We start from the raw sequence: 3,769 nt of genomic DNA on the forward strand, positions 1-3,769 counted from the left end.
GCATCTGCTCGCCGAGGCGCAATGCGAATGGCTCGTCTCATTGGGGCGGCGCAGCGCGGTCGAGCGGCTCGCGCATCTGTTCTGCGAACTGGTCGAGCGGATCGGCGCGGTCAATGCCGGGGGCATCGGGCGGTGCGAGATGCCGCTCACCCAGACCGACATGGCCGATATCACCGGGCTCACCCCGGTCCATGTCAACCGCACCCTCCAGCAGATGCGCCGCTCCGGGCTGATCGAGCTCAAGTCACGCCAGCTCAAGCTGCGCGATTTCGCCAGGATCAAGAAGATCGCCTTCTTCCGGTCCAGTGCCGACAACCCGCCGCTCAAGAATAATCTTCCGGAGGCGCTCAAGGTCTTCCAGAACATCCCCGGCGCCGGTGCGGTGCCGACGCACGGCAGGCTGGCGCACGCCTGAGCCCAGCTATCCCTCCGCCTCGACCGGACGGCGCTGGATCAGCGCGTCCTGGCGTCGTTCGGGGCGGATATAGATCGAGGTCAGTTCGGGAAGCGCGGCCTTCATCTTCGTCTCGAGCGCCTCGATCAGCAATTCCGCTTTGCCCATCGGCAGATCGTCGGCGAAATCGGCGCTGATCGCGACGAACACCGCGTCGGGCGACGTGTGCACCGTTCGCACATGATTGACCGCGGTGATCCCGGGCTGCGCGTCGAGCAGGCGCCACACCGTAGCGATGATCGTCGCGTCGGCGCTTTCGCCGATCAGCAGCCCCTTCGCCTCGCGCGCGAGCAGCATCGCTACCCCCGCCAGCACCAGCCCGATCGCGATCGAGGCGATGCCGTCGAGCCGCGGATCGCCATAATGGTGGCTCGCCCAGATCCCCGCGCCCGCCAGTGCCAGCCCGATCAGCGCGGCGCTGTCTTCGAACAGCACGATGAAATTCGCCGGATCCTTCGACTGGCGGATCGATTCCCACCAGCGCCGGCCGCGGCGAGCGCTGTCGAATGCGCGCACCGCAATCGCCCAGGAGGCGCCCTCCAACGCCGCGCCGACCACCAGCACGACATAAGCGACGGTCGGATCGCGCAGCGGCTCCGGGTGCCTCACATGATCCAGCCCTTCGTAGACCGACAGCCCCGCGCCCCCGGCGAAGATCAGGATCGCGACGATGAACGCCCAGAAATAGAGCTCGCGGCCATAGCCGAAGGGATGCGCCGCATCGGGCGGCCGCCGCGCGCGCTTTTGGCCGTAGAGCAGCAGCATCTGATTGGCGCTGTCGACCAGCGAATGCACCCCCTCGGTCAGCATCGACGACGAGCCGGTGATCGCCGACGCGACGAACTTGGCGACCGCGATCCCGGCATTGGCGCCGAGCGCGCCGTAGAGAACCAGATTTCCGCTGCGTTCGTGCGGCATCGGCGGGGCACCTTGTCTGACCGTCGGACGAACGGGTTCAACGCACGGCGCGGCGGGCGGGTTCGCCGCTAATCTATGTTACCATCAAATCCTTGCGCGCGATGCAGCGCATCCCCGTGCCGCGGGTTTTTCGAGAACCCTATATTTCGAGCCCGAGGAGAAAGAACGTGGGACTGTTCAGCAAGGACATCGAGACGTTGCATGATCTTTTCATCCACACGCTGCAGGACATCTATTACGCCGAGAACCAGATCACCAAGGCATTGCCCAAGATGATCGACAAGGCGACCGATGATTCGCTGCGTGCCGGGTTCGAGCAGCATCTCGAGGAAACCCGCGGGCAGATCGCAAGGCTGGAGCGCGCGTTCGAGCTACTCGATCAAAAGGCCAAGGCGGTCGATTGCCCCGCGATCGACGGCATCATCAAAGAGGCCAATGAGGTCGCCGGGGATATCGAGGACAAGAGCGTGCTCGATGCCGCGCTGATCGCATCGGCGCAGGCGGTCGAACATTATGAGATCACGCGCTACGGCACGCTGATCGCCTGGGCGCGCGAGCTCGGGCGCGACGAGGTGGTCCCGCTGCTCGAGGCGACGCTCGAGGAAGAGCGCTCGACCGACGAGAAATTGTCCGATCTCGCCGAGACCTTCGCCAACGCGCGCGCCGATCGCGTCGCGGCGATTTGAGGCCCGCCGGCGCAGCAAAGGAGGTCGCCGCCGTGAGCGAGAAACTCATCGATCCGATCGGGCGCTACCGCAGCGGCGACTTCGCCGAGCAGCGGCAGGAATGGCCCGGGCTCCAGCGCGAGATGGAGCCCGTCCCGGATTGCGGCGAGGCGAGCTATGTCGGCACCGGCCGGCTCGCCGGCCGCCACGCGCTGGTGACCGGGGGCGATTCCGGGATCGGCCGCGCGGCGGCGATCGCCTTTGCGCGCGAGGGTGCGAAGGTCGCGATCAACTTCCACCCGCGCGAACAACCCGATGCCGACGATCTCCACGCGCTTTTCGCGCGCGAGGGACGCGATCTGACGCTGCTGCCCGGCGATCTCACCGACCCCGATTTCTGCGCGCAACTGGTCGACGATGCGCGCGAGCGGCTCGGCGGGCTCGATCTGCTCGTCCTCAACGCGGGCTATCAGCAGGCGCAGAAGACGATCGAGGACATCTCGCACGAGCAATTCGATCGCACGATGAAGACCAACCTCTATGCGATGTTCTGGATCGCCAAACGCGCGGTTGGATCGATGCCGCGGGGATCGGCGATCATCAATACCGCCAGCGTCAACAGCTTCAACCCGAGCGGGGAGATGCTCGATTACGCCGCGTCCAAGGGCGCGATCGAGATCTTCACCAAGGGGCTCGCGAAGCAGCTCGCGCAGCGCGGAATCCGCGTCAACGCGGTCGCGCCGGGGCCGGTGTGGACCGCGCTGCAGATTTCGGGCGGCCAGCTCGAAGGCGGGGTGCGCAAGTTCGGGCAGAACACCCCGCTCGGCCGCGCCGGCCAGCCCGCCGAACTCGCCGGGCTCTATGTGGCGCTGGCCGAGCCGGGCAACAGCTTCACCACCGGCAGCATCTTCGGCGCCGACGGCGGCACCGGGGTGGCATAGCATTTCAGCAGAGGAGAGGGTCGATGCCCCGCGGCGACAAATCCAGCTATACCGGCAAGCAGAAGCGCCAGGCCGAGCATATCGAGGAAGGCTATGAGGATCGCGGCGTCGGCCACGAAGAAGCCGAGCGGCGCGCCTGGGCGACGGTCAACAAACAGACCGGCGGCGGCAAGAAATCGGGCTCGGGGCGCGGCAAGAAGGAGAATCACGAAAGCGCGCGGCGCGGCGGGCATATCGGCGGAAGCAGCCAGTCGCACGCCACGCGTTCCGCCGCCGCGAAGAAGGGGTGGGAGACCCGCCGGCGGCGCGGGAACGGTTAGCAGGCCTTTTCGCGTCGGTTATTGATTCACTGCGCCGTTAGTTGGGCTCGAAAGGCGCGGCCTGTTCGCGAATCCATGTGACAAAATCATCCACCGCCTTGTTTCGACTGCGCTTGGTCGGGAACGAAAGATCGTAGGTGAAGCCCGTCAGAAACGGCTCGGGATCGAGTTGCTGCAGCGTTCGATCCTCCAGCTCGGTCCGGACCATGAAATCGGGCACGAGCGCTATCCCCGATCCCATCACGACCGCGTGGATGATCGCACTGAAACGATCGAGCGCCAGGCTGCCGAACAACGGGGCTTTGCCGCCGTGCCGTGCCGCGAGATATCGCGGCCAATCGCCTTTGCGAAGCGCGTGCTGCACGATCGGCGTATGCTCGTCGAGCACGGAGAACCGCCCGGGCAGCCCGACAAGGACGAGCCGCTCGGTGATCAACGGCTCGTTTCTGGTCTCGATGCCGGATTCGAGGC

Annotated in this window: 7 protein-coding genes (1 of these 7 cut by a window edge); 4 read left to right on the plus strand and 3 right to left on the minus strand. The window is 66.0% G+C overall.

Annotated features, from left to right (window positions below):
• Positions 1-415 (plus strand): Crp/Fnr family transcriptional regulator (locus tag BGN95_RS04140; protein WP_286771702.1); only part of this gene is annotated, 415 nt, incomplete at its 5' end.
• Between the two features lie 6 nt (positions 416-421).
• Here the strand turns inward: BGN95_RS04140 and BGN95_RS04145 are convergent.
• Positions 422-1,372 (minus strand): cation diffusion facilitator family transporter, encoded by a 951-nt coding sequence (locus BGN95_RS04145; RefSeq protein ID WP_286771703.1) that lies wholly within the window; start codon positions 1,370-1,372, stop codon positions 422-424.
• 167 nt (positions 1,373-1,539) lie between these two features.
• On the opposite strand from BGN95_RS04145, the gene BGN95_RS04150 reads away from it, so the two are divergent.
• The 3 genes from BGN95_RS04150 to BGN95_RS04160 are packed head-to-tail and all read left to right on the plus strand — an operon-like array spanning position 1,540 to position 3,298.
• The gene (locus BGN95_RS04150) at positions 1,540-2,058 is read left to right on the plus strand and encodes a YciE/YciF ferroxidase family protein (RefSeq protein ID WP_265311644.1); all 519 of its coding nucleotides are present in this window, start codon (positions 1,540-1,542) and stop codon (positions 2,056-2,058) included.
• A 32-nt stretch (positions 2,059-2,090) separates the two neighbouring features.
• Positions 2,091-2,978 (plus strand): SDR family oxidoreductase, encoded by an 888-nt coding sequence (locus tag BGN95_RS04155; RefSeq protein WP_286771704.1) that lies wholly within the window; start codon positions 2,091-2,093, stop codon positions 2,976-2,978.
• A gap of 23 nt (positions 2,979-3,001) precedes the next feature.
• A complete protein-coding gene (locus BGN95_RS04160) occupies positions 3,002-3,298 on the plus strand; it encodes a plasmid stabilization protein (RefSeq protein WP_179514472.1) in 297 nt (98 codons plus the stop codon).
• Positions 3,299-3,335: 37 nt separating this feature from the next.
• Here BGN95_RS04160 and BGN95_RS04165 read toward each other — a convergent pair whose 3' ends face one another.
• Together BGN95_RS04165 and BGN95_RS04170 are read right to left on the minus strand one after the other, a co-directional pair.
• The gene (locus BGN95_RS04165; protein ID WP_286771705.1) at positions 3,336-3,734 is read right to left on the minus strand and encodes a LysR substrate-binding domain-containing protein; all 399 of its coding nucleotides are present in this window, start codon (positions 3,732-3,734) and stop codon (positions 3,336-3,338) included.
• Positions 3,731-3,769: the final stretch of a LysR family transcriptional regulator gene (locus BGN95_RS04170; RefSeq protein ID WP_502688248.1), read on the minus strand. It continues 468 nt past the right edge of the window; the window shows 39 of its 507 coding nt (coding positions 469-507); its start codon lies beyond the right edge, outside the window; its stop codon occupies positions 3,731-3,733. The genes BGN95_RS04165 and BGN95_RS04170 overlap by 4 nt, the downstream gene beginning before the upstream one ends.

The sequence above is a fragment of the Sphingomonas sp. 66-10 genome, from assembly GCF_001897045.1.
Taxonomy (GTDB): domain Bacteria; phylum Pseudomonadota; class Alphaproteobacteria; order Sphingomonadales; family Sphingomonadaceae; genus Sphingomonas; species Sphingomonas lycopersici.

Excerpts from the sequence above, each read along its gene's own strand:
- BGN95_RS04145 (WP_286771703.1), bottom strand. The coding sequence starts at position 1,372 with ATGCCGCACGAACGCAGCGGAAATCTGGTTCTCTACGGCGCGCTCGGC.
- BGN95_RS04160 (WP_179514472.1), top strand. The coding sequence starts at position 3,002 with ATGCCCCGCGGCGACAAATCCAGCTATACCGGCAAGCAGAAGCGCCAG.